Below are 19,743 nucleotides of genomic sequence, written 5' to 3' on the forward strand. Positions count from 1 at the left end.
AAAGCTCTCACTGACGGGCGTTTGAAAGCTGTAGCAAAGGGGCCCGAAGGGGCCAAGCAACATGCCGTCGAAAACAAAACAAGGTTCGTTTCGTGTCGTTCTTGGGGCGATCGTCGGCCTGTCGGCGGGCCCGGTCCTGGCGGACGGCCCGAAGATCACGCCGTCGGGCCTGGAAGTGCCGCGTTACGTCTCGCTGAAATACGCCGAGGTCAACGCGCGCAATGGCCCGGACGAGGCCCATCGGCTGCTGTGGATCTACCATGCCAAGGGCCTGCCAGTGCAGGTGGTGGCCGAAACCCGCGAGTGGCGGCGGATCTGCGACCCCGAAGGCGGCCTGGCCTGGGTGCACAAGCGCACCACCGACGGCCGCCGGTCGGCCATGCGCGTGCAGCCGACCAACCTGCCCTTGTTGGGCGCCCCCAGGGATGGGGCCAAGGTCAGCGCCTATCTGAAGGGCCGCTCGGTCGCCCAGCTCGACAAGTGCGAGAAGGGCTGGTGCAAGCTGCGCGCCGAAGGCTCGTCGGGTTGGGCCAAGGAAAGCGACATCTGGGGCGCGGATCCGGCCGTTCAGTGTCGCAAGGATTAGGCGCCCGCCCGCGCCGGCGTTGGAACGCCGCTCGACAGGGAAACGTTGAGACCTGACCCGCCGCCGTGCTAGGGCGTCCCCATGCAGAAGAACGCCTACACCTTCGAAGAACTCCTGGCTTGCGGCCGCGGCGAGCTGTTCGGCCCCGGCAACGCCCAGCTTCCGGCCCCGCCGATGCTGATGTTCGATCGCATCGTCCGGATCGAGGCCGAGGGCGGCAAGCACGGCAAGGGCTATGTCGAGGCCGAGTTCGACATCAATCCCGACCTTTGGTTCTTCGGCTGTCACTTCATCGGCGATCCCGTCATGCCCGGATGCCTGGGCCTGGACGCCATGTGGCAGCTGGTCGGGTTTTTCCTGGGTTGGTCGGGTGGTCCCGGCCGTGGCCGCGCCCTGGGCGTCGGCGAGGTCAAGTTTACGGGCCAGGTGACGCCGGACGTCAAGAAAGTCGTCTATAAGATCGACCTGAAGCGGGTGATCATGCGTAAGTTGGTCATGGGAATCGCCGACGGCGTCCTGGAAGCCGACGGCAAGGCCATATACGAAACCAAGGACCTCAAGGTCGGGCTGTTCACGCCCGAACAGATGGCGTCCTGATCCGTTAGACGAGACCGGCCATTCCTTGGAGCGCGGCAGCGCAGCGCTCGGGGATTTGGGAGAGCTGGCCCCTGGCGGATTTCGAGGGGGAGAAGAGGATTTACGATATGCGTCGCGTCGTCGTCACCGGACTGGGGATCGTCTCGTCCATCGGCAACAACGCCAATGAGGTGTTGGCGTCCCTGAAGGAAGCCAAGTCCGGCGTGATCGCCGCCCCGGAATACGCCGAGCTCGGCTTCCGCTGTCAGGTCCATGCCGCGCCCCAGATCGAGTGGGAGCCGCTGGTCGACCGCCGCGCCGCCCGCTTCCTGGCGCCCGGCACGGCCTACGCCCACATCGCCATGGAGCAGGCGATCGCCGACTCTGGCCTCCAGGAAAGCGACATCTCCAACGAGCGCACCGGCCTGATCGTCGGCTCGGGCGGCCCGTCCACCCGCGTCATCGTCGAGGCGGCGGCCACGACGAAGGAGAAGGGTCCCAAGCGGATCGGCCCGTTCGCGGTGCCCAAGGCCATGAGCTCCGGCCCGTCGGCGGTGCTGTCGACCTGGTTCAAGATCCGCGGGATCAACTATTCGATCAGCTCGGCCTGCGCGACCAGCGCCCACTGCATCGGCGCGGGCGCCGAGCAGATCCAGATGGGCAAGCAGGACATCATCTTCGCCGGCGGCTGCGAGGAGCTGGACTGGACCCTGTCAAACCTGTTCGACGCCATGGGCGCCATGAGCAGCAACTTCAACGATCGTCCGGCCGTGGCCAGCCGCGCCTACGACAAGGACCGTGACGGCTTCGTGATCGCCGGCGGCGCGGGCGTCGTGGTGCTGGAAGAGTACGAGCACGCCAAGGCGCGCGGGGCCAAGATCTATGGCGAACTCGTGGGCTACGCCGCCAATTCCGACGGCTACGACATGGTCGCCCCGTCGGGCGAGGGCGCGGCGCGCTGCATGAAGCTGGCCATGGCGCAGGCCGGCGACCGCAAGATCGACTACCTGAACCCGCACGGCACCTCGACGCCGGTCGGGGACAGCAGGGAGATGGGCGCGGTGCGCGAGGTGTTCGGCGACAAGGCCCCGATGATCTCGTCGACCAAGTCCCTGACCGGTCACAGCCTGGGCGCGGCTGGCGCGCAGGAGGCCATCTACTCGATCCTGATGCTCGACAACGGCTTCGCCTGCGAGAGCGCCCATATCGAGGAACTGGACCCTGAGTTCGCCGACCTGCCAATCCTGCGCCAGCGCGTCGACACGCCGCTGCAGACGGTAATGTCCAACAGCTTCGGCTTCGGCGGCACCAACGGCACGCTGATCTTCAGCCGCGCCGACTAGGTTGGGGAGGGTTCCGCCCAGCGGAGCCGCCTGCTAACCAGCGGTCAACGACTTCCGGAAAGGGCCCGACACATGGCCGACGATTACGCGTTCCCCAAGGGCGAGCTGATGCGGGGCAAGAAGGGCCTCGTCATGGGCGTGGCCAACCACAACTCGATCGCCTGGGGCATCGCCAGCCAGCTGGCCGCCCAGGGCGCCGAGATGGCCTTCACCTATCAGGGCGAGGACCTGGAGCGCCGCGTGCGCCCGCTGGCCGAGAGCATCGGCGTCAAGACGATGATCCCCTGCGACGTCACCGACGACGCCTCGATGGACGCGGCCTTCGCGCTGATCGAGAAGGAATTCGGCGCGCTGGACTTCGTGATCCACTCGGTGGCCTTCGCCAACAAGAACGAGCTGAAGGGCTCGTTCGTGGACAACACCACCCGCGAAGGCTTCCTGACGGCCATGAACATCTCGGCCTTCAGCTTCGTGGACGTCGCCAAGCGCGCCAGCAAGATCATGCCGAACGGCGGCTCGCTGGTGACCATGACCTATCTGGGGTCGGAGCGGACGATCCCGAACTACAACACCATGGGCGTGGCCAAGGCGGCTCTCGAGGCCTCGACCCGCTATATCGCTCGCGACCTCGGCCCCAAGGGCATCCGCGCCAACGCCATCTCGGCCGGCGCCATGCGCACCCTGTCCCTGGCCGGCATCTCGGGCGGTCGCGGCATGATCGCCCAAGGCCGCGCGTTCTCGGCGATGAAGGAAGACACCTCTATGGAAGGCGTCGCGGGCTGCGCCCTGTGGCTGGCCTCCGATCTCGGCAAGTCGACCACGGGCGAGGTCGTCCACGTCGACGCCGGCTTCCACATGATGGGCATGCCGGACCCCGAAGAGGCTTAAGGCTTCTCTAGCGCCGCCAGGACCGGCGGCCCTTTCAGCCCATCGCGCTTACGGCGCGTAGGCCCGCATGAAGCGAACGGCCGCCTCCCGCGCGAGGCGGCCGTATTCGTCCGGGGTCTTGTCGGACGGCAGGCGCAGCAGCGAGCGCAGCTGGCTGTGACCCATGACCATGCCGGAAAAGAACTCCGCGGCCTGGTCGAAATTCTCGACCTTCATCCGGCCCAGCTCGGTCTCGGTCTTCAGGAACGCCGCCAGTTGCCGGCGGGCGCTCAACGGGCCGGCCTCGAAGACCTCCTTGGCGACGTCGGGCATCTCGCCCGATCCCAGCATGATCACCCGCATCATCGAGTAGCTCTTGCTGGTGATCACCGTCTCCAGCACCGAGCGGGCATAGGCCTCCAGCGCCTCGGTCGGGTTGTCGATGGCGCCAGGTTCCCGAAGGGAGGCCGTGATGGCCTCGACCCGGCGGTTCATCAGGGCTCGCATCAGCTCGGCCTTGGAGCCGTAGTGATTGTAGACCGTCTGCTTGGAGACCCCCGCGCGGCGGGCGATCGCCTCCATCGGGGCGGCGAGGCCGCGTTCGCCGATCACCTCGACGGCCGCGTCGAGGATGGCTTCGGTCTTGGCGACGTCGATCTGTCCGGGCACCCTTGGCATTAGAAAACTCCGGGCATCAGTGAGCGTCCGAAGGCGGCGGGGCGGCGTTCTTGACCGGCGCGGCCAGCAGCGAGACGCCGGCGGCGACGAAGCAGCCGATGGCCAGCAGGGTGAAGCTGTCGCCGAAGGCCATGACCGTGGCCTGCTGCTCCAGCATCCCGCCGATGGCCTTGCGCGCCGCGCCGCCGGGGTCGGTGACGCCCAGCTGCTGCATGCGCTCCATCAGGCCCGCCATCATGCCGGCCGTGGCGCCGCCCTGGGTCACCTTCGACGACAGATCGTCGTAGTAGAGCGCCGTCTGCTGGGTGATCGAGGTGGCGAGCAAGGCCAGGCCGATGGCCCCGCCGGTGTTGCGCGCCAGGTTCACCAGGCCGGAGGCGTTCTTGACCATGTGCGGGGGCAGGGTGCTCATCGTGATCTGCTGGGTGGCGATCATGGCGATCATGACCCCGACGCCGCGACAAGCCTGGACGCCTGCGAATTCCCAGAAACCCCATTCCTTGGTCACGCCGTGGGCCATGTACATGCCGAAGCCGGCCAACAGAAAGCCGATGAACATCGGCACGCGGGGGTCGGTCTTGCGGACAAGGCGGCCGGCGATCGGTCCGGTCAGGAACATCGACAGGCCCGACACGATCATCGTCGTGCCGACCTCCGACGCCGAATAATGACGCACTCGGCCCAGGAACTGCGGCAGCAGAAAGGTGCCGCCGAACAGGCTGGCGCCCGAGACAGCCGTCATCAGCACGCCCACCGAGAAGTTGCGGTTGGCGAAGGCGCGCAGCTCGACGATGGGGTTCTTATAGGTCAGCTGCCGCCAGATGAAGACCATGCCGCCGATCACGGCCAGCACGGTCAGCCACAGGATGCCGCTGTCGTCGAACCAGTCGTCCTTGGCGCCTTCCTCCAGCACGAACTGCATGCTCATCAGGAAGATCGCCATGACGATCAGTCCGAACCAGTCGAAGCCCTTGGCCAGGCTGGGGTCGCCCTTGTCGAAGTCGGCCCAGCGATAGACGCCGAACAGCACCACCAGACCGGTCGGGACGTTGATGAAGAACAGCCAGCGCCAGGACAGCGCCTCGGTCAGATGGCCGCCCAGGGTGGGGCCGACCGTGGGCGCCAGGGTGACGATCAGGCCCATGATCACGCTGGCCGTCACGCGCCGTTCCGGCGGGAAGGCGGTGAAGGCCACGGCGAACACCGTCGGAATCATCGCCCCGCCGATGAAGCCCTGCAGGGCTCGGGTCAGGATCATCATGTCGATCGACGAGGACAGGCCCGTCAGCACGCTCATGACGATGAAACCCGTACACGAGATCAGATAGAGGCGCTGGGTGCCCCACAGTCGCGACAGGTAGCCCGACAGCGGGATCATCACGACCTCGGGGATCAGATAGGCCGTCTGGATCCAGCTGATCTGGTCGGTGCTGGCCCCGACGCCGGCCTGGATCTGCGGCAGCGAGGCCGCCACGATCTGGATGTCGAGGATGGCCATGAACTGGCCGATGACCATGGCGCCGAAGCCGAGGAACAGCTTGGTCCAGTCGACCTCGGGTTTTGTCGGGGCCTTGGAAACGGTGGTGGCGGGCAGGGCGGCGTCGGTCATGACGCGCTCCTTCGCTCTAGCGATCCACGCCCTGGCGGGCGACCTGCGGCGTGGCCTGGCCGGCCTCGGCGAACGAGGGGCCCGACCGGTCGCGGACGTCGACCTTGATCTCGACCGACAGGCCCGGGCGCAGGGCCTGGCCCAGCTGGCTGCGGTCGACCACGATCTTGACCGGCAGGCGCTGGGTGATCTTGGTGAAGTTCCCGACGGCGTTCTCGACCGGGATCAGGGCGAACTCCTGGCCGGTGGCCGGGGCGAAGCTGTCGACCTTGCCGACGATCTTCTGTTTGCCGAAGGCGTCGGCCTTGATTTCGACCGGCTGGCCGACCCGGATGCGCGAGACCTGGGTCTCCTTGAAGTTGGCGACGATATAGGCCTGGCCCAGCGGCACGATCGACATCAGCGCCACGCCGGGCTGGACCAGCTGACCCGGACGGACCGAGCGGGCCCCGACCACGCCGCCGGCGGGCGCGCGGATCACGGTGCGCTCCAGATCCAGCTTGGCCTGCTCCACGGCGGCGTGGGCGGCGGCGGCCTGGGCGATGGTCTGGGCCTTGGCCGAGCCCAGCGACTGGGCGGCGCGCTTCTCGGCCTCGAGAGCGGCCTGGGCGCTGGCGACGCCGGCCGCGGTCTGGGTGGCTCCGGCGCGCTCGGTCTGGACCTTCTGCTGCGAGACCCAGCCTTGCTTGGCCAGAGCGTCGTAGCGCTCGAGATCGGCCTTGGCGCGCCCGGCGTCGGCCTGAGCGCTGGTCACGCCGGCCGCCTTCTGGGCGATCATCGCCTGCTCCAGGCTGGCCTTGTCGTCGATGGCGCGGATGGCCGCGTCGGCGGCGCTGGCGTTGGCGATCGCCTGGTCAAGGCGCGCCTGGAAGGTCGACGGATCGATCTTGGCCAGCACCTGGCCGGCCTCGACCCGCTGGTTGTCGGCCACCAGCACCTCGGCGACATAGCCGGAGACCTGCGGGCTGACCGACACGGTGTCGGCCTGGACGAAGGCGTTGTCGGTGCTCTCGAAGTGCTGCTTGTCGAGGAACCAGAACGTTCCGCCGACGACCACGCCGGCCAGGATGGCCCCCCCGGCGATCATCGGGACCAGCTTGCTCTTCCTGTTCGCGGAGGGTTCCGGCGAGGCCATGATCTGTTCCGATCGAAAGTTCGAAGGCGCCGGATACTGGGGTCCGACGCGCCCTTCAAGGGATAAATGGACGCACCCGTCCAAAAATCAACGATCGAAGAAAAGTTCCCGGACATCGGAGGCGGCGATGGGGAGTCGCTGTCTTTTCGCCTGGCGGATCGAGCCTTGAACCAGGGTCGGTCGCCAATGCCCAAGGGGCCGGCAAGGCGCCGGAGTTCGACCACGCGACGACAGGTCGCGATTTTTCTTGCGTCGGAATCGCGGCAGATTAAAAGCCGCTCCCCAATCGCAACCAACGGCTTGGGAGCGCGTATCTCCTCCGGCGCGCGTTTTCGCCGGCCCATGCTCAAGGCGGCAGGAGGTTCCCTTGAAGACTCAGCACCCGATCGGCCAGACGCCGCTCGACATGATCCGCCCGGTCCTCTGGATGGCTGCGGCCGCTTTCGCGGCCGGTTTCGGCGGCTACCTCGTGCTGGGCCTTCGCGCCATTCACCCGGCCGTCTAGAGCATTTTCGATCCAACTGTATCGATAGAGTGCTCTAGGCCTTTGTTTTTACGCATTTTCCGACGAACCGGCGCCGGCTTCGTCGGAGAATGCTCTGGCTAGACGCCCGTCGAGCCGAAGCCGCCCGCGCCCCGGTCGGTCGCGTCCAGGTCGTCGACCTCGACCAGCGACCATTGCGGGGCCGCCGCGATCACGCCTTGGGCGATGCGGTCGCCCCGGCGAATGGTGAAGTCCTCTTCGCCCAGATTGATCAGCAGCACGCAGACCTGGCCGCGATAGTCGCTGTCGACGGTGCCCGGGGCGTTGACCACCGTGACGCCGTTCTTGAACGCCAGGCCCGAGCGCGGGCGCACCTGCATCTCATAACCGTCCGGAATCGCCACAGAGAAGCCGGTCGGAGCCATGCAGCGCGAGCCCGGCTTCAGGACGATCGGCTCGTCTTCGGGCACATGGGCGCGGAGGTCGAAGCCCGCCGCGCCGGCGGTCGCATAGGCCGGAACCGGCAGGTCGGCATTGCCGTCCCAGCGCTTGAAGCGGATGGCGAGGCCGGCGGGGATGGCGGACATGCGGGCGGCTCCTGATCTGGAAAGGTCGGCCCGGCTGTAGCTGATTTGCCGGGCCTACGGCCAGCGCCGCTTAAGCGAGGGCGTCGGCGATCCGCTGGGCGATTTGGGCCGCCACCTGGTCCTTGGCCGCGCGGTCCCAGCGCTCAAGCCCGTCCTTGGTGATCAGCAGCACGGCGTTCTCCCCCCCGCCCATCACGCCCGGTTCGGTGACGTCGTTGGCGATGATCCAGTCGCAGCCCTTGCGGGCAAGCTTGGCCCGCGCGTGCTCCTCGACATGATCGGTCTCCGCCGCGAAGCCGACGACAAGTTTCGGCCGCATGGGTCCGGTGGCCGACAGGGTCGCCAGGATGTCGGGGTTCTCGACGAAGGTCAGGGCCGGCGGGCCGCCCTTTTCCTTCTTCAGCTTGGTTCCGAACGCCTCGTCCACGCGCCAGTCGGCGACGGCGGCCACGAACACGCCGACGTCGGCGGGCAGGGCGGCCTGGCTGGCGGCCAGCATCTGGCGGGCGGTCTCGACATCGATCCGCTTGACCCCGACCGGCGTCGGCTGGGCGACCGGACCCGCCACCAAGGTGACCTCCGCGCCCAGCTTGGCCAGGGCCTCGGCGATCGCGAAGCCCTGCTTGCCGCTGGAGCGATTGGTGATGCCGCGCACCGGGTCGATCGGCTCGAAGGTCGGGCCGGCGGTGACCAGGGCGCGTTTCCCCGCCAGAGGCCGGGCGGCCGAACCTTCGAGCATCGCCATGATCGACGCGAAGATCTCTTCCGGCTCGGCCAGCCGGCCCGGTCCGAACTCGCCGCAGGCCATGGCCCCTTCATCGGGACCGACGAAGGCGACGCCGTCGGCTTTCAGGGTGGCGATATTGCGCTGGGTGGCCGGGTGCAGCCACATCCTCACGTTCATGGCCGGAGCCATCAGGACCGGCTTGTCGGTGGCCAGCAGGGTGGTGGAGGCGAGATCCCCGGCCAGGCCGTGGGCCGCCTTGGCGATCAGGTCGGCCGTGGCGGGGGATACGACGATCAGGTCGGCCGAGCGGGACAGCTCGATATGGCCCATCTCGTGTTCGTCGGTCAGGGAGAACAGTTCCTGATAGACCTTGTCCTCGGCCAGGGCGGCCAGGGACAGCGGGGTGACGAACTCGGCGCCGGCCTTGGTGAGGATCGGTCGCACGCCGACGCCAGCCTTGCGCAGCAGGCGGGTCAACAGCAGCGCCTTGTAAGCCGCCACCCCGCCGCCGACGACCAGAAGAACCCGTTTTCCGCTCACGTCGCGCTCCGCTTTCCGCGTTCGTCTCGTCCCCAGCACATGCCCACGCTCGAACCAAAGCGCCAGAGGCAATTCGAGCGGCAATCACAAGGCGAAGATTGGGACTCGACTCTCGTTCCGCTTTCGTTCATTAATCGTATAGATAGAGTTATGGGGCGAATACGATCATGAAGGTTGTTCGACATATCTCGGCGGGCGTTGTGGCCGCGCTCGGCCTGATGAGCCTCTCGGCCTGCGATAGCGGGGCGTCGGCGGTCAAGGCGCCCAAGGCTGGCGAACGCGCCAGCCTCGAATCTGGGTCTCCGACCGAGACCGCCGACGGCGGCTGGGGCGAGGGCGTCCGCCGCGCCGATCCGCGCGATGCGCCGGTCAAGCTGGTGGCGGGCAAGCCGTACTGGGCCGCCAATCGCACCCGCACGGCCGAGGAGAACGCCGAGCGTTCGTTTCAGAGCAACGGCAAGACCTTCGACGCCAAGTCGACCGATGACTACGTGGCCAAGGTCCACGCCTTCGTCAGCGATCCGCCCAAGGGCGCCGAAACGCTCAAGCGCGCGAACGGCGACCTGCTGATCTACGACCCCAAGGGCAATGTCTTCGCGGTGGTGTCGCGCGAAGGCGCGCCGCGCACGATGTTCAAGCCGGACGAGGGCGCGGCCTATTGGGACGAACAGAAGACCCGCGAGGCGCGCCGGGCTTCGGCGGCCAAGCGGCGTGAACAGGCGGAAGGGTAGGGCTACCGCGCCAGCAGCAGGCCCGTCACGAACGCCGCGCCCGCGGTCGTCGCGCCGACCAGGAACCACAGCAGCGGCCACGCCTGGTCGCGCTCGACCTTGACCGGGACGGGCGCTGGCGGGGCCTCGGCCAGGCGGGCGAGGGCCTTGATGGCGCGTAGGGCTTCTTCGGCGAAGTCGCGGGCCTTGGCGGCGGGGGACAGCTCGCGGCCGATCCAGCGGCGCACCACCGGGTCGGCGGCGGCCCACAGGTCGTGGGTGGGGTCGATGCGGCGAGCGACGCCCTCGACCGTGACCATGGTCTTCTGCAGCAGCACCAGTTCGGGGCGCAGGGCCATGTCGAACAGGGCGGTGATCTCGAACAGCTGCGCCAGGAGCCGGCCCATCGAGACCTCGCGGGCGTTGCGGCCGAACACCGGCTCGCCGACGGCGCGCAGGGCCTGGGCGAAGGCGTCCATGTCCTGATGGGCGGGGACATAGCCGGCGTCGAAATGGATCTTGGCCACCCGCGCGTAGTCGCGGTTCAGGAAACCATAGAGGATCTCGGCCAGGTAGCGGCGCTCGCCGGGACCCAGGCGACCGACGATGCCGTAGTCGACGGCGACCACCTCGGCCGGGGCGGCGACGAACAGGTTGCCCTCGTGCAGGTCGGCGTGGAACAGGCCATGGTCCAGGGCCTGGGCGAGAAAGCCGCGGGTGACGTTCTCGGCCAGTGCCTTGCGATCCAGGCCCGGCAGCGCCAGGGCGGCGGGGTCGGAGAGCGGCACGCCCTCGGCCCAGGTCAGGGTCAGGACCCGCTTGCCGACGCCTTCCCAGCAGACCAGCGGCGCGCGCATATAGGGATCGACGGCCATAGCTTCGCCCAACTCGGCGCAGCCGGCGGCCTCGAAACGCAGGTCCATCTCCAGGTCCAGGGACCGGATCACGACCTCGACGAACTCGGTGGGGCGCAGGCGGCGCGAGGCGGGCGCCAGCCTTTCGGCCAGGCGCGCGGCCAGGCGCAGCACGGCGCTGTCCTGGGCGACCTGGCGCTCGACGCCGGGCCGCAGCACCTTCACAGCCACCTTGCGACCATCGAGCAATGCGGCCGGATGGGCCTGGGCCAGGGAGGCGGCGGCGACCGCCTCGCCAATCTCAGCATAGACCTCGTCGAGCGGCTTGCCGAGGTTGCGGACGATCTCGGCCCTGGCCGTTTCCAGCGGGAACGGCGCCAGACGATCCTTCAGATGCGACAGGTCCTCGGCGAAGGCGGTCCCGAAGATGTCGGCGCGGGTCGACAGGAACTGGCCCATCTTGATCGCCGCCGGTCCCTGCTTTTCCAGCACCCGCGCCAGCCGCTCGCCCGGCCGGCCGCGCTTGGCCGCGCCCCCGGCGAACAGGCGTAGCAACCGGCCCGCCAGCTTGGCGGCCGGCGGCAATTGCGGCTCGACCTCGCGCGGGATCAGGGCGTCGGCCCGGACCAGGGCCCAGCCCGCGCCGGTCAGGCGCCAGAAGGCGGAAAGACTCGTCACCGTTCTAGAGCGCCCAGCCCTGGTGCAGGGCCGCCACGCCGCCGGTGAAGTTGGTGTAGGTCACCCGCTTGAAGCCAGCGTTTTCCATCATGCCGGCGAAGGTCCGCTGGTCGGGGAAGCGGCGGATGCTCTCGACAAGGTACTGATAGGCCTCGCGGTCCTTGGCGACCCACTCGCCGACCTGCGGAATGACCTTGAAGCTATAGGCGTCATACGCTTTGGCCAGGGCCTCGGTCACCGGACGCGAGAATTCCAGGCACAGGAAGCGGCCGCCGGGCTTGAGCACCCGGCGCGCCTCGCGCAGGGCCGCGTCGATGTCGGTGACGTTGCGGATGCCGAACGAGATCACATAGGCGTTGGCGTAGGCGTCGGGCAGCGGCAGGCGCTGGGCGTCGCCGACGGTCCAGGTGATCTCCGGCTCGCCGCCCCGCTCGATGCCGGCCATGATCATCTCGGCGTTGTAGTCGACGATGTTGATGGTCGCGTCCGGGCCGCCGCGCCGCTGCTGGGCGCTGCGGGCCATCTTGGCGAAGCGGCGGGCCATGTCGCCCGTGCCGCCGGCGCAGTCGATGATCACCTCGCCGGGCTGCGGGTTGAGGCGCGCGGCCACGGCGTCCTTCCAGAGCCGGTGCACGCCGCCGCTCATCAGGTCGTTCATGATGTCGTAGTTCTTGGCGACGCGGTCGAACACGCCACGCACCATCCCGGCCTTCAGCGAGGCGTCGACGTCCTTGAAACCGAAGCTGGCGGAGGTGTTGCTCATGACGTCCTTGGGCCGCGCTCTTACTATATGAACGTCCGCTATTAGCTTGCGCCTCGCGCCGCGTCATCGCCTTAAGGAATGATCCTTGCCCGAATTGCCCGAAGTCGAGACCGTGCGACGCGGTCTCGAGCCCGTCCTGTCCGGCGCGCGGCTGGCCCGTGTCCGCGCCAACCGGCCGGACCTGCGCTTTCCCCTGCCGGACGGCTTCGTCCAGCGGCTGACCGGCGCGAAGATCCTGCGCCTCGATCGCCGCGCCAAATATATCCTGGCCCCGCTGGACCGGGGCGACACCCTGGTGATGCATCTGGGCATGACTGGCCGCTTCGAGATCGCCGCGCCTGCCGGAAGCCAGGAAAGAACGGTTCGTCCCGGCGACTTCGCCCGCGAGGTCAAGCCGGACGACAAGCACGCCCACATCGTCTTCGAGACCGAAGACGGCGCGATGGTCACCTACTACGATCCGCGTCGCTTCGGCTTCATGGACCTGATCCCCACCGATCGCGTCAGCCATCATCCCTGGTTCGCGACCATGGGCCCCGAGCCGCTGGGCGAGGGGTTCGACGCCAAGACCCTTGAAAAGGCCTTCGCGGGCCGCAAGCAGGGACCCAAGACCCTGCTGCTGGACCAGCGCACCGTGGCCGGCCTGGGCAATATCTATGTCTGCGAGGCCCTGCACCGGTCGCGCATTTCGCCGTTCAAGCCGTCGGGCGGGATCGCCAAGAAGCGCCTGGCGCCCCTGACCCTGGCGATCAAGGACGTGCTGGCCGAGGCCGTCGAGGTCGGCGGCTCGACCCTGAAGGACTTCGCCGCCGCCGACGGGGCGCTGGGCTATTTCCAGCACCGCTTCCGCGTCTACGACCGCGAGGGCGAGCCGTGCCCGACGCCGGGCTGCGGGGGCGTCATCGCCCGCCAAGTCCAGGCCGGCCGTTCGACCTTCTTCTGTCCGGTTTGCCAGGTATGAGCTAGCCGCCGCCGAAGATGAACTCGGTCTTGTAGTATCCGTTGGCCGGATCGAGGATGTTGACCGCGTACGGCGCTGCGCCATCGGAGAGATCCGTCAGCCAGGCGTCGTTCGACCGCGCCATCACGCCCAGGTTCTCGGTGGCCGCCGCCGCCAGCAGGAAGCCGACCATCGCGGCCTTGGTTCCCATGCCCTCTGGCCCGTCGCCGCCGTAATAGGCGAGATAGTCCACGCGGCTGTCGATCAGGCTATGGACCTTGGTGTCGCTCGGCGTCCCGCCGAAGATCGCCGCATAGGCCTTCTTGGTGGCGTCAAACAGCGACAGGTACTGGTAGCCGCCGAGGAAATTGTCCGCGCCCTCGCCGTTCTTGCCCAGGTTCACCGCGAAGTTGATGTACCGGTTCACCGTGTTGAACTCGGCATAGTAGGCGCTATTGAGGTTTGTGGCGTTCGGTCCCGTCGGCGCGATCAGGAAGTCGACGCCGATCTGGCTGGGAACCTTACCCGTGAAGAACTGGTAGCTCATCGAGGCCACCGAGGTCGTGGCGTCGGCGGCGTCGACTATGGCCCTGGTCACCTGGTCGTCTGACAGCTGGCCGGCCTGCCACTGGGTGAACAAGGTCTGGGACAGGGCCGCGCCCGCACCGCTCGCGGGCAGCCTCAGGATGTTGAGCACCCGCGCCGAGACCTCGCCGATCGAGGGCTCCGCCGCGAAGGCCAGGGTTTCGATGCCGGTCAGGTGGTCAACGCCGTCGGGCGCCCCCGCGCGCAGATCGGTCACGGTGACCGAGCCGTCACCGTTGGTGACGACGCGGTAGTCCCGCATCGTCCCGGCGTAGCGGACCGTGTCCTTGCCGGCGCCGCCATCGATGGTGTCGTCGCCGGCCCCTCCGCGGATGATGTCGTCGCCGCCGCCGCCGACCAGCACGTCGTCGCCGGCCCCGCCGTAGATCGTGACCGAACCGGCATAGCCCGCGCCGCCCGTGATCTTGTCGTTCTGGGCGCCGCCCGTGATCGAGCCGATCGCCTCGACCTCCGTGATTGAGAGGCCGCCGGCGGTGAACTGGCCGTTCTTGAAGGTGCTCAGATCCAGGTTCAGGGCCGTCGCGCCCGCCACGAAGTGGACCGTGTCGGTTCCGAAGCCGCCGGTCACCTTGTCGTCGCCGACGCCGATATAGAAGGTGTCGTCGCCGTAGCCGCCGTCGAGGATATCGTCCCCGGTCCCGCCGTAGAGGATGTCCGCGCCGTCGGAGCCCTCCAGCGTCGCGCCGGTCGCGCCGGCTTTGAGGACATCCGCGCCGAGCCCGCCGACCACCCGCTCGATGCTGATATAGGTCTTTTGCTGTCCGGCCGGCCCCTGAGGGGTGGCCAGGGAAAGGTCCACGGTCGCGCCGGAGAAGGCCCAGTCCCCTGAGTTGAACAGGCCGAAGTCCACCGTGTCGAAGCCGTCGCCGCCGTCGACGATGTCGTCGCCGTTGCCGCCCACGAGCACGTCGTCCCCGGCCCCGCCGCGCAGGACGTCGTCGCCGTTGTTTCCGTAGAGGGTGTCCGCGCCGCTGCCGCCGACGAGCACGTCGTCATAAGCCGAGCCGTCCACACTCTCGATGCCGATCAGGGTGTCATTGCCCCATCCAGTCGCCTGCGGGCCGGACTTCGAGAGGTCGACCGTCACGCCGTTGGTCGCATCGGTATAGATGGCTTCATCGCCCCACTGACCGTTGGCGCCGCCGTCGAGCACGTCGTCGCCGAGCCCGCCGTAGAGAGCGTCGTCGCCGCCGCCACCGCGCAGGACGTCATCACCGCCGTTGCCGACGAGGCGGTTCGAGAGGTTGTCCCCGGTTAGTCGGTCGGCGAAGGCGGAGCCTAGGAGCGCTCCGATGGACTTCAGGGTGTCGGTTCCGGCGCCGCCCGTGACTTGCGGGCCGGTGAGCGTCAGGTCGACCGTCACCCCGCTTGTGGCGCGGGTGTAGTCGGCGGTGTTGGAGCCCGTGCCGCCATCGAGCAGATCATCGCCGGGACCGCCCTCGAGGATATCGTGGCCTTGGCCGCCCCTGAGGATGTCGTCGCCCTCGAGCCCGATCAGCGTGTCGTTGACCGGGCTGCCGTCTATCGTGTCGTTGCCCGATGTGCCGATGAAAGTGGCCATGCCGAAATCCCCTGCCCGCAGGCGCGCGGACAGATGTAAAGCCACGACGCCACTCGAAATTGAGCCAAGGTCTGACCTAAATCTGAGGGGGTGGTCAAGTTGTCGCCAACCGCCGCCTAAGGCTCTCCCCCAACGCCACTGGCCTCTCTATAACTGCGCGGCTCAAGCAGGAGACCTTGATGGCCGAGTACCAGACCCTGATCGTCGAAGCGCCCGAGACCGCGCCCGGCGTCGCCCTGATCCGCCTGAACCGACCCGAGGCCCTGAACGCCCTGAACACGGCGCTGCTGGCCGAACTGGCTCAGGCCCTGGCGGCGGCGGAGGCCGACGACGCGGTGGGCTGCATCGTGCTGACCGGCTCGGCCAAGGCGTTCGCGGCCGGCGCCGATATCAAGGAGATGTCGGACAAGACCTACGCCCAGATGTTCAAGGCGGACTTCTTCACCGCCGGGGCGCGGGCGGTCGAGCAGTGCCGCAAGCCGATCATCGCCGCCGTCGCCGGTTACGCCCTGGGCGGCGGCTGCGAGCTGGCGATGATGTGCGACTTCATCCTGGCGGCCGACACCGCCAAGTTCGGCCAGCCCGAGATCACGCTGGGCGTGTCGCCGGGCATCGGCGGCACCCAGCGCCTGACCCGCTTCGTCGGCAAGTCCAAGGCCATGGACATGATCCTGACCGGCCGGATGATGGGCGCCGAAGAGGCCGAGCGCTCGGGCCTGGTGTCGAGGATCTTCCCGGCCGACGCGCTGATCGACGAGGTCCTGGCGGTCGCCGCCAAGATCGCCGCCCAGTCGCCGCTGGCCGTGGCGATGAACAAGGAGCTGGTCGAGGCCGCCTACGAGACGACCCTGACCACCGGCGTCGCGCTGGAGCGGCGGCTGTTCCACTCGCTGTTCGCGTTCGAAGATCAGAAGGAAGGCATGGCGGCCTTCGTCGAGAAGCGAAAGCCGACATTCAAGGGCGAGTAATCGATTGCGCCAAAATGGCCCGCAGGATTCATGCCTGTGGACCGTTGACCCCGGCCGGCGCTTCCCGTATATCCGCGCGCTCTATTTTCCCTGCTTCGCGGCCGCCCGCGTGGCTGTCCGTTTGAAGGTCCGACCTAATGGCCAATAATCCCGGCGCCAAGAAAGCGATCCGCAAGATCGCTCGCCGCACCGAAGTCAACACCGCCCGTCGCTCGCGCGTGCGCACCTTCCTGCGCAAGTTCGAAGACGCCATCGCCAAGGGCGATGTGGCCGTCGCTAAGGCCGCTTTCGTGGAAGCTCAATCGGAGCTGATGCGCGCGGTTTCGAAGGGCGTGGTTCACCCCAACACGGGCTCGCGCAAAGTGTCGCGTCTGGCCGCGCGCCTGAAGAAGCTGGATAAGGCCGCCGCCTAGTCCAGATTTTAGACGAACGTCGTTCGTCTAACGATTTCAAGTATTTACGAGAGCCGATCAGGTCCGCCTGGTCGGCTTTTGCTTTGAATCCAACGCCCTATTCCAGTCGTTGCAATCTGTGATCTGAGCAGCTGACTTTGCTATTCCCTTGCCGGGCGAGGGGCTCTCGCGAGTCAACAGAAATATCCGGGCTCGGACGCAAGTTTTCCGTTTGACCGGCCCTCCCCGCTGGCTAGTTTAAGCGTCTCAGCGCTTCTCCAGTCTTGGAAAAAACAAGGCGGCGGCGGACCTACCGTGGTCGCCGAGTAAGAACCTGTGTGCGTTGAGAAGACCGGCCGTACGCCATGGGGGGCGGGCGGCAGGAATGGTAGCGGCGGTTGTTTTTGTGCGAGGCGGTGGACGAATGACGATGAAGGGCGGGGTGGCCAGCCAGGACTTCTCGACGGCGATCGCGACGGTTGTAGAGCCGGCGACGAGCGTGTGGTCGAAGGTTTGCGTGGCTCTGAAACGCGAGCTTGGCGATGCGGCCTTCGGGTCATGGATCGCTCCGGCGGCTCTGCGCGAGGCCGCGGCCGGCGATGTCGTCCTGGTCACGTCGACGGGCATCGCCCGCGACTGGATCCGTCGCAGCGCCTGGCGCCGCATCGGCGAGCTGTGGGCCGCCAACGACCCGACCGGTCGTCGCATCGACCTCAAGTCGCGCCTGGAGTTCGAGGCCGCCCTGGCCGGCAACGGCGGCGCCTATATCGAGGCCGCCCCCAAGGCCGCGACCGCCGAGCCCATCGAGATCGTCCTGCCGGTGTCCAGCGACGTGCCGGCGCCGATCACCAAGTCGACCCGAACCCAGGGCCTGCAAGAGCGCTTCACCTTCGAGACCTTCGTCCCGGGTCCGGCCAACGAGTTCGCCCACGCCGTGGCGCGCCGGATCGCCAACTGGGCCGACGGCCATTTCAATCCCGTGCTGTTCCATGGCCCCTACGGCTTCGGCAAGACCCACCTGCTGAACGCTCTGGCCTGGGAAGCCATGCGTAACGCGCCGGAAAAGCGCGTTGTGTATCTGACCGCTGAACGCTTCCTGTCGACCTTCGTGCGCGCCCTGATGGATCGCCAGACGGCGGCCTTCAAGGAAGAGCTGCGCGCCGCCGACCTGCTGATCATCGACGACGTGCATTTCATCGCCGGCAAGCAGTCGACCCAGGAAGAGCTGTTCCACACCCTGACCGCCCTGGTCGGCGACGGCGGCCGCGTGGTGTTCTCGGCGGACCGTCCGCCGTCGGCCATGACCGAAATGGACGCCCATCTGCGCTCGCACCTGTCGGCGGGCCTGGTCTGCGGCCTGGAGCCGGCCGACCGCAGTCTGCGCCTGGGCATCCTGGAACGTAAGATCCAGACCCTGGCCGTGGCCCACGGCTTCGAGCCGACCATGCGTCCCGACGTGCTGCAGTTTCTGGCCGACCGCTTCACCGACAGCGTCCGCGAGCTGGAAGGCGCGCTGAACACCCTGTCGGCCCGCGCCGGCGAGGGCCTGTCGCGCATGACCCTGGACGAGGTGCAGGCGGTCCTGCGTCCGCACCTGCGGTCGGGCGAGAAGCGCATCACCATCGACGACATCCAGAAGGCGACGTCCGAGCACTACGGCATGAAGCAGGCCGACCTGCTCAGCGAGCGCCGCAACCGCGCCGTGGCCCGTCCGCGCCAGGCCGCCATGTGGCTGGCCAAGCAGCTGACCACCCGCTCGCTGCCGGACATCGGCCGTCGCTTCGGCGGTCGCGACCACACCACCGTCCTGCACGCCGTGCGCCGCATCGAGGCCCTGCGCGCCGAGGACAGCACCCTGAACCACGACCTGGAAGTCATCACCCGCAAGCTGCGCGGCTGATCCGGCCTCCGATCGACCGACAAAAAGGCCGCTCCGAAAGGAGCGGCCTTTTTCGTGTCCGAACTTATAAAATAGACAGTTGAAATGCGACATTGAACTGTCAGTATGTCGACATGACCGACGATCCGCCCCGCTATACGGCTCGGGATCTCGCCGCCCTGTGCGACATCTCCGAGCGCACCGTCCGCTACTATGTCGCCGAGGGCCTGCTGCCGCCGCCGGCCGCGCGCGGGCGCGGGGCCAATTTCGATGACGATCACCTGACCCGGCTGCGGCTCATCCGGGCCATGCAGCGGGCCGGCAACGATCTTGAGGCGATCGGCGACTATCTGCGCGAGCTGGAGGCCGAGCTGGCCGGGCGTCCGTCGGGTTTCGAGAGCGCGCTGGCCGTCTGGACCGGCCGGACCGAACGGCTGGAGATCGAGCAGCGCTTCCGTTCCCGCTGGAACGTGCCCGAACCCGCGCACCGCTATCGTGTGGCGCCGGGGGTCGAGGTGCTGATCTCGAGCGCCGGCGGACCGCCGCAATCGCGGCTGCAGGCCGCGTTGAAGGCCATGCGTGAGGCGCTTGAAGAAGAGGACGCCTAGGCCGGCCTCGCCCGGCGGAGCGTCAGATTGATCCGCCCGCCGTCCGGGACCAGGCCAGAGGATCCGGCCAGGATCCGGTCGACGCCATGGAAGGCCAGCCGCGCGGGGCCCGACAACCGGCAGACGTCGCCCGAGGCCAGCTTCAGGCTCCGCGTCGGGTCCTTGCGCGATGTTCCGCCGATCCGGAACACCGCCGTGTCCCCCAGGGAGATCGACAGCACCGGAAAGGCTGGGTCCGCCTCGTCGCGATCCTGGTGCAGGCCCATGCGCGCGTCGCCGCGATAGAGGTTCACCAGGCAGGAGTCCGGCGGAGTCTGGGGGTCGCCCAGCTGGGTCCAGAGATCGAGCAGAGCTTGCGGCATGTCGGGCCAGGCCTGGTCCGTGCCCGGATGGCGTTGGGCGTAGCGGTATCCCGCCTTGTCGCTGGTCCAGCCCAGCGGCCCGAAGGCGGTCATGGCCACGCTCATCGCCTTGCCATAGGCCGTGTCGTAGCGGGCGAACGGGGCCGTCTTCGCCGCGGCCATCACCGCATCGACCAGCGCGCGCTGGGCCGGCAGGTCCAGCAGGCCGGGCCAGAGGTCGAAACCGGGAATGACGGAGAGGGGCTGAAACATTACTGAAATTTAAGACGCGCCATAGGGACGGAAGGTGT

General features: G+C 67.9%; 20 protein-coding genes. 11 read left to right on the forward strand and 9 right to left on the reverse strand.

Going from position 1 to position 19,743, the window contains the following annotated elements; genetic code table 11:
• Positions 1 to 61: 61 nt before the first annotated feature.
• The 4 genes from EIK80_RS21080 to EIK80_RS21095 all read left to right on the forward strand — a co-directional run bounded on the left by EIK80_RS21080 (position 62) and on the right by EIK80_RS21095 (position 3,393).
• Complete coding sequence (locus EIK80_RS21080; protein ID WP_125158982.1) at positions 62 to 586, forward strand: SH3 domain-containing protein; 525 nt, start codon at positions 62 to 64, stop codon at positions 584 to 586.
• A gap of 81 nt (positions 587 to 667) precedes the next feature.
• Complete coding sequence (fabA, locus tag EIK80_RS21085) at positions 668 to 1,183, forward strand: 3-hydroxyacyl-[acyl-carrier-protein] dehydratase FabA (RefSeq protein ID WP_125158983.1); 516 nt, start codon at positions 668 to 670, stop codon at positions 1,181 to 1,183.
• 107 nt (positions 1,184 to 1,290) lie between these two features.
• A complete protein-coding gene (gene fabB / locus EIK80_RS21090; protein WP_125158984.1) occupies positions 1,291 to 2,505 on the forward strand; it encodes a beta-ketoacyl-ACP synthase I in 1,215 nt (404 codons plus the stop codon).
• 72 nt (positions 2,506 to 2,577) lie between these two features.
• On the forward strand, positions 2,578 to 3,393 hold the full coding sequence (locus tag EIK80_RS21095; protein WP_125158985.1) for an enoyl-ACP reductase: 816 nt from the start codon (positions 2,578 to 2,580) through the stop codon (positions 3,391 to 3,393).
• Positions 3,394 to 3,441: 48 nt separating this feature from the next.
• Here the strand turns inward: EIK80_RS21095 and EIK80_RS21100 are convergent, their stop codons facing one another.
• The 3 genes from EIK80_RS21100 to EIK80_RS21110 are packed head-to-tail and all read right to left on the reverse strand — an operon-like array spanning position 3,442 to position 6,794.
• Positions 3,442 to 4,050, reverse strand: coding sequence for a TetR/AcrR family transcriptional regulator (locus EIK80_RS21100; RefSeq protein WP_125158986.1), 609 nt, complete (start codon positions 4,048 to 4,050; stop codon positions 3,442 to 3,444).
• Between the two features lie 16 nt (positions 4,051 to 4,066).
• Positions 4,067 to 5,659, reverse strand: a complete 1,593-nt coding sequence (locus EIK80_RS21105) for a DHA2 family efflux MFS transporter permease subunit (protein ID WP_125158987.1) — start codon at positions 5,657 to 5,659, stop codon at positions 4,067 to 4,069.
• Between the two features lie 16 nt (positions 5,660 to 5,675).
• A complete protein-coding gene (locus EIK80_RS21110; RefSeq protein ID WP_199743573.1) occupies positions 5,676 to 6,794 on the reverse strand; it encodes an HlyD family secretion protein in 1,119 nt (372 codons plus the stop codon).
• Between the two features lie 367 nt (positions 6,795 to 7,161).
• Between EIK80_RS21110 and EIK80_RS21115 the strand changes: the two genes are divergently transcribed.
• Complete coding sequence (locus tag EIK80_RS21115) at positions 7,162 to 7,299, forward strand: hypothetical protein (RefSeq protein ID WP_125158989.1); 138 nt, start codon at positions 7,162 to 7,164, stop codon at positions 7,297 to 7,299.
• A gap of 98 nt (positions 7,300 to 7,397) precedes the next feature.
• Here EIK80_RS21115 and dut read toward each other — a convergent pair whose 3' ends face one another.
• A complete protein-coding gene (dut, locus tag EIK80_RS21120) occupies positions 7,398 to 7,865 on the reverse strand; it encodes a dUTP diphosphatase (protein ID WP_125158990.1) in 468 nt (155 codons plus the stop codon).
• Positions 7,866 to 7,935: 70 nt separating this feature from the next.
• The gene (gene coaBC / locus EIK80_RS21125; RefSeq protein WP_125158991.1) at positions 7,936 to 9,132 is read right to left on the reverse strand and encodes a bifunctional phosphopantothenoylcysteine decarboxylase/phosphopantothenate--cysteine ligase CoaBC; all 1,197 of its coding nucleotides are present in this window, start codon (positions 9,130 to 9,132) and stop codon (positions 7,936 to 7,938) included.
• Positions 9,133 to 9,299: 167 nt separating this feature from the next.
• Between coaBC and EIK80_RS21130 the strand changes: the two genes are divergently transcribed.
• Positions 9,300 to 9,863, forward strand: coding sequence for a hypothetical protein (locus tag EIK80_RS21130; protein WP_158624741.1), 564 nt, complete (start codon positions 9,300 to 9,302; stop codon positions 9,861 to 9,863).
• A gap of 2 nt (positions 9,864 to 9,865) precedes the next feature.
• On the opposite strand, the gene ubiB is transcribed toward EIK80_RS21130, so the two are convergent.
• The gene (gene ubiB / locus EIK80_RS21135) at positions 9,866 to 11,374 is read right to left on the reverse strand and encodes a 2-polyprenylphenol 6-hydroxylase (protein ID WP_125158992.1); all 1,509 of its coding nucleotides are present in this window, start codon (positions 11,372 to 11,374) and stop codon (positions 9,866 to 9,868) included.
• 4 nt (positions 11,375 to 11,378) lie between these two features.
• The gene (locus EIK80_RS21140) at positions 11,379 to 12,137 is read right to left on the reverse strand and encodes a class I SAM-dependent methyltransferase (protein WP_125158993.1); all 759 of its coding nucleotides are present in this window, start codon (positions 12,135 to 12,137) and stop codon (positions 11,379 to 11,381) included.
• 85 nt (positions 12,138 to 12,222) lie between these two features.
• On the opposite strand from EIK80_RS21140, the gene mutM reads away from it, so the two are divergent.
• Positions 12,223 to 13,098, forward strand: a complete 876-nt coding sequence (gene mutM, locus EIK80_RS21145) for a bifunctional DNA-formamidopyrimidine glycosylase/DNA-(apurinic or apyrimidinic site) lyase (RefSeq protein WP_125158994.1) — start codon at positions 12,223 to 12,225, stop codon at positions 13,096 to 13,098.
• 1 nt (position 13,099) lies between these two features.
• Here the strand turns inward: mutM and EIK80_RS21150 are convergent, their stop codons facing one another.
• On the reverse strand, positions 13,100 to 15,244 hold the full coding sequence (locus tag EIK80_RS21150) for a calcium-binding protein (RefSeq protein WP_125158995.1): 2,145 nt from the start codon (positions 15,242 to 15,244) through the stop codon (positions 13,100 to 13,102).
• Between the two features lie 179 nt (positions 15,245 to 15,423).
• On the opposite strand from EIK80_RS21150, the gene EIK80_RS21155 reads away from it, so the two are divergent.
• The 4 genes from EIK80_RS21155 (at position 15,424) to EIK80_RS21170 (ending at position 19,091) form a co-directional block, all read left to right on the forward strand.
• Entirely contained in the window at positions 15,424 to 16,212 is a 789-nt protein-coding gene (locus tag EIK80_RS21155; protein ID WP_125158996.1) for an enoyl-CoA hydratase, read from the forward strand.
• 137 nt (positions 16,213 to 16,349) lie between these two features.
• The gene (gene rpsT / locus EIK80_RS21160) at positions 16,350 to 16,625 is read left to right on the forward strand and encodes a 30S ribosomal protein S20 (RefSeq protein ID WP_004617408.1); all 276 of its coding nucleotides are present in this window, start codon (positions 16,350 to 16,352) and stop codon (positions 16,623 to 16,625) included.
• Between the two features lie 403 nt (positions 16,626 to 17,028).
• Positions 17,029 to 18,504 carry a chromosomal replication initiator protein DnaA gene (dnaA, locus tag EIK80_RS21165; RefSeq protein WP_125158997.1) on the forward strand — a complete coding sequence of 492 codons (1,476 nt, stop codon included), beginning with the start codon at positions 17,029 to 17,031 and terminating at the stop codon, positions 18,502 to 18,504.
• A gap of 113 nt (positions 18,505 to 18,617) precedes the next feature.
• On the forward strand, positions 18,618 to 19,091 hold the full coding sequence (locus EIK80_RS21170) for a MerR family transcriptional regulator (RefSeq protein ID WP_125158998.1): 474 nt from the start codon (positions 18,618 to 18,620) through the stop codon (positions 19,089 to 19,091).
• Here EIK80_RS21170 and EIK80_RS21175 read toward each other — a convergent pair.
• The gene (locus tag EIK80_RS21175) at positions 19,088 to 19,705 is read right to left on the reverse strand and encodes an alpha-ketoglutarate-dependent dioxygenase AlkB (RefSeq protein ID WP_125158999.1); all 618 of its coding nucleotides are present in this window, start codon (positions 19,703 to 19,705) and stop codon (positions 19,088 to 19,090) included. The genes EIK80_RS21170 and EIK80_RS21175 overlap by 4 nt on opposite strands.
• Positions 19,706 to 19,743: the final 38 nt, after the last annotated feature.

Source organism: Caulobacter sp. 602-1 (assembly GCF_003931565.1).
Classification (GTDB): Bacteria; Pseudomonadota; Alphaproteobacteria; order Caulobacterales; family Caulobacteraceae; genus Caulobacter.

Excerpts from the sequence above, each read along its gene's own strand:
- EIK80_RS21080 (WP_125158982.1), top strand. The coding sequence starts at position 62 with ATGCCGTCGAAAACAAAACAAGGTTCGTTTCGTGTCGTTCTTGGGGCG.
- fabA (WP_125158983.1), top strand. The coding sequence starts at position 668 with ATGCAGAAGAACGCCTACACCTTCGAAGAACTCCTGGCTTGCGGCCGC.
- fabB (WP_125158984.1), top strand. The coding sequence starts at position 1,291 with ATGCGTCGCGTCGTCGTCACCGGACTGGGGATCGTCTCGTCCATCGGC.
- EIK80_RS21095 (WP_125158985.1), top strand. The coding sequence starts at position 2,578 with ATGGCCGACGATTACGCGTTCCCCAAGGGCGAGCTGATGCGGGGCAAG.
- EIK80_RS21100 (WP_125158986.1), bottom strand. The coding sequence starts at position 4,050 with ATGCCAAGGGTGCCCGGACAGATCGACGTCGCCAAGACCGAAGCCATC.
- EIK80_RS21105 (WP_125158987.1), bottom strand. The coding sequence starts at position 5,659 with ATGACCGACGCCGCCCTGCCCGCCACCACCGTTTCCAAGGCCCCGACA.
- EIK80_RS21110 (WP_199743573.1), bottom strand. The coding sequence starts at position 6,794 with ATGGCCTCGCCGGAACCCTCCGCGAACAGGAAGAGCAAGCTGGTCCCG.
- dut (WP_125158990.1), bottom strand. The coding sequence starts at position 7,865 with ATGTCCGCCATCCCCGCCGGCCTCGCCATCCGCTTCAAGCGCTGGGAC.
- EIK80_RS21130 (WP_158624741.1), top strand. The coding sequence starts at position 9,300 with ATGAAGGTTGTTCGACATATCTCGGCGGGCGTTGTGGCCGCGCTCGGC.
- EIK80_RS21140 (WP_125158993.1), bottom strand. The coding sequence starts at position 12,137 with ATGAGCAACACCTCCGCCAGCTTCGGTTTCAAGGACGTCGACGCCTCG.
- EIK80_RS21150 (WP_125158995.1), bottom strand. The coding sequence starts at position 15,244 with ATGGCCACTTTCATCGGCACATCGGGCAACGACACGATAGACGGCAGC.
- EIK80_RS21155 (WP_125158996.1), top strand. The coding sequence starts at position 15,424 with ATGGCCGAGTACCAGACCCTGATCGTCGAAGCGCCCGAGACCGCGCCC.
- rpsT (WP_004617408.1), top strand. The coding sequence starts at position 16,350 with ATGGCCAATAATCCCGGCGCCAAGAAAGCGATCCGCAAGATCGCTCGC.
- dnaA (WP_125158997.1), top strand. The coding sequence starts at position 17,029 with ATGACGATGAAGGGCGGGGTGGCCAGCCAGGACTTCTCGACGGCGATC.
- EIK80_RS21170 (WP_125158998.1), top strand. The coding sequence starts at position 18,618 with ATGACCGACGATCCGCCCCGCTATACGGCTCGGGATCTCGCCGCCCTG.
- EIK80_RS21175 (WP_125158999.1), bottom strand. The coding sequence starts at position 19,705 with ATGTTTCAGCCCCTCTCCGTCATTCCCGGTTTCGACCTCTGGCCCGGC.